The 2,987-nt window shown below is 61.4% G+C and carries 2 protein-coding genes and 1 pseudogene; 2 read left to right on the top strand and 1 reads right to left on the bottom strand.

From position 1 onward, the window contains the following. Nucleotides 1-310: amino acid synthesis family protein (locus EN964_RS30410; protein ID WP_164776095.1), on the bottom strand; the 310-nt coding region annotated here is incomplete at its 3' end. A gap of 254 nt (nucleotides 311-564) precedes the next feature. Here EN964_RS30410 and EN964_RS30405 point away from each other — a divergent pair. Both EN964_RS30405 and EN964_RS30400 read left to right on the top strand, forming a co-directional pair. Beyond that, complete coding sequence (locus tag EN964_RS30405) at nucleotides 565-1,569, top strand: BMP family protein (RefSeq protein ID WP_127267638.1); 1,005 nt, start codon at nucleotides 565-567, stop codon at nucleotides 1,567-1,569. A gap of 91 nt (nucleotides 1,570-1,660) precedes the next feature. After that, a pseudogene (locus EN964_RS30400) lies at nucleotides 1,661-2,947 on the top strand (ABC transporter ATP-binding protein); the annotation flags it as partial. Nucleotides 2,948-2,987: the final 40 nt, after the last annotated feature.

Genomic DNA, 2,987 nt, shown 5'->3' with positions numbered 1-2,987 from the left:
CCCCCGGATTGTGCCAGAGCGCGCCATGTTCAAGCTCGCCGGCGGCGCCGACTATGGCACCCTTGCCATAGCCTTCGATGGCCTGGCCGCCTTCACCAATGGCGTCGATCAGGCGCCGGGCCATATCGAGACCGAGCGGCTTCAGGTCTTCCATGAAGCCGGTGATCTCCTCGACGTAGCGTCCGGCAAAAGGGTTGGCAATGACCGCGACGACCGCGCCTCGCTTGAGCGGGCGTGCCGCGTGGGGTCCGCCCTCATGGAATATCTCTTCGACCTGAACCAGAAATTTCCTGACCACCACAGCCGGCATTGTTTCGCTTCCTTCATCCCGTCGTTCATGGAAACTCATTAGAGTATCAACAATTATGCCCGTCGACATTTGTCAAGCGCAGACGTCGAGCACGTGGGCGAAGGGCCAAGAAAACTGCATCGGATGACGATTGACAGCCTGTTAAGCCGCTCCTAAACTCATATGACCATCAACGAACTCGCCGTTGTTACGGCGATATGTGGGGATGGTCAAAGCGTGGCTTCAAAAGCTGGAAAAAGCTGAAGGGGAATGACATGAAAAGGGCGCTCAAGAGTTTATTTCTGGCCGGCACGATGCTTGCCATTTCGTTCGGACCGGCCGCCGCACAGGCCAAGGTTTCCGTGGCCGCCATCTCGGGGTATTTCGCACAGGGTTTTGGCGTTTCGATCGTCAACGGCCTCAACAAGGCCAAGACCGATTTCGGCATCGACCTCAAGCTTGTCGACACCGGCAATCGCGCGCTCGACTACCAGCAGCAGTTCGAGAATCTTGCCAAGGGCAAGCAGTACGACCTCATCTTCGTGATGGGCTGGGAGCTGGTGGACTCGCTGCAAAAGGTCAGCGCCGAATATCCCGACCAGCGCTTCGTGTTTATCGATGGCGTCCTCGACAACCCCAAGATGATCTACGCCAATTTCGCCGAGGAGCAGGGATCCTTCGTGGCCGGTGCACTTGCCGGCATGATCGAAGCCAAGGGCACCGCCTTCGACAAGATCGGCGACGGCAAGGCGATCGGCTTTGTCGGCGGCCGCGATATTCCGGTGATCCGCAACTTCCTGGGCGGCTACGAGCAAGGCGCCAAATATGCCGCGCCCGACGTCAAGGTAAACTCCGTCTTCGCCGGAACCTTCGACGACCCGGCCAAGGGAAGCGAACTTGCCCAGGCGCTTTACGGCCAAGGCTCCGACATTGTCTACAACGTCGCCGGCCCGACGGGTGAAGGCGTGATGCAGGCAAGTGCCGCGGTCGACAAATATTCGATCGGCGTCGACATCGACATGTGCGGCTCGGCTCCCGGAAATGTGCTCGCCAGCATGCTGAAGCGCGGCGACATCGCCGTCTACACGCTGATCAAGGATGAGGTCGAGGGCCGCAAGATCACCGCCGGCACCCGCACTTTCGACCTCGCCTCGGGCGGTGTCGAGGTCAAGGTCTGCGATGATATTGCCCCAAAGATCCCCGCTGACGTGACCGCCAAGCTGGACGAGATCAAAAAGGGCATCGTCGACGGCAAGATCGTGATCGCCAAGGCAAAGTAAGCCAACAACAGCGCCTCCCTCCCAAGAAAGCGCTACACTGATCCGCCGCGGCTTGCCGCGGCGGATCAGTGTCCAATCTGCGAGAGCCACGTTGTCGAACACGCCGGGGTCGCCGACCCTCCACAGCAATGCCGCGATAGCCGTCGAGTTGACTGGCATCACCAAGCGTTTTGGCGCATTCGTCGCCAATGACGGCATCGACCTTGCGGTCCGCCGCGGCGAGATCCACGCCATCATCGGCGAGAATGGTGCTGGCAAGACGACGCTGATGAACATCCTGTTCGGCCTCTTGCAGCCGGACGAAGGCTCGATCCGGCTGAACGGTGAAGAGATCGTGATCGCCGATCCGTCCGTGGCGATAAAGGCCGGCCTCGGCATGGTTCACCAGCATTTCAAGCTGGTTCCCTCGCTCTCGGTTGCCGACAACGTCTTTCTCGGTATGGAAATCCGTCGCCATGGCCTGATCGACCACGCCGCACAAATTGCGCGCACGCGCGACCTGTCGAAGCGCTTCGGCCTGCAGGTCGATCCGACCGAGCGCGTCGGGCTGCTCTCGGTCGGCATAGAGCAACGCATCGAAATCCTTAAGGTCCTGGTGCGCGGCGCGCGCACCATCATCCTCGATGAACCGACCGCCGTGCTGACGCCGCAGGAAAGCCGTGAACTGTTCCAGACACTGCGCAGCTTCGTGGCCGAAGGCATGACGGTGATCTTCATTTCGCATCACCTGGAAGAGGTGATGGAAGTGTCCGACACGGTGACGGTGCTGCGCAACGGCAGGAAGGTGGCGACCCGGCCGACGGCCGAGCTCAGCAAGGACGAGTTGGTGCACATGATGGTCGGCCGCGAGGTGAGCTTCGACCGCCGGCCGCGCGCTTCGCTGCACGGCGACGTGGTGCTCGAAGTCAAGGATCTGTGGGCGCGCGACGATCGCCTGCTGCCGGCTCTTCGCGATGCCAGCTTCACCGTCCGCTCCGGCGAGGTGGTGGGGATCGCGGGTGTGGCCGGCAATGGACAGACGGAGCTGGCGGAAGTGCTTTCGGGCTTGCGACCGGCAAGCCATGGCGGGGCGTGGCTGAAGGGCCGGAATCTCACCGCGCTCTCCCCCGCCGCGATCCGCCAGGCAGGCCTCGCCCATGTTCCAGGCGACCGCATGGTGCGCGGGGTCGATCGCAACGCTTCGATAGCAGCCAACACCCTGATGGGCCGCCAGCACCGCGCCCCATGGAGCCGCGCCGGCATGCTCAACTGGAATGCCATAAATCAAAACGCCGAAACGCTGATCAAGAGCTTCGATATTCGCGCGCGCGGAGCCGGTGATGCGGTCAAGCGGCTTTCGGGGGGAAACATCCAGAAGGTCGTTCTGGCGCGCGAATATCGAAGCTCTTGATCAGCGTTTCGGCGTTTTGATTTATGGC

Origin of the sequence: Mesorhizobium sp. M7A.F.Ca.CA.001.10.2.1 (genome assembly GCF_003998575.1) — a bacterium.
Lineage (GTDB): Bacteria > Pseudomonadota > Alphaproteobacteria > Rhizobiales > Rhizobiaceae > Mesorhizobium.
This window is presented reverse-complemented; position numbering and strand designations above follow the sequence as displayed.

Bases quoted from the DNA above. Each gene is read 5' to 3' on its own strand.
- EN964_RS30405 (WP_127267638.1), top strand. From the start codon at position 565: ATGAAAAGGGCGCTCAAGAGTTTATTTCTGGCCGGCACGATGCTTGCC.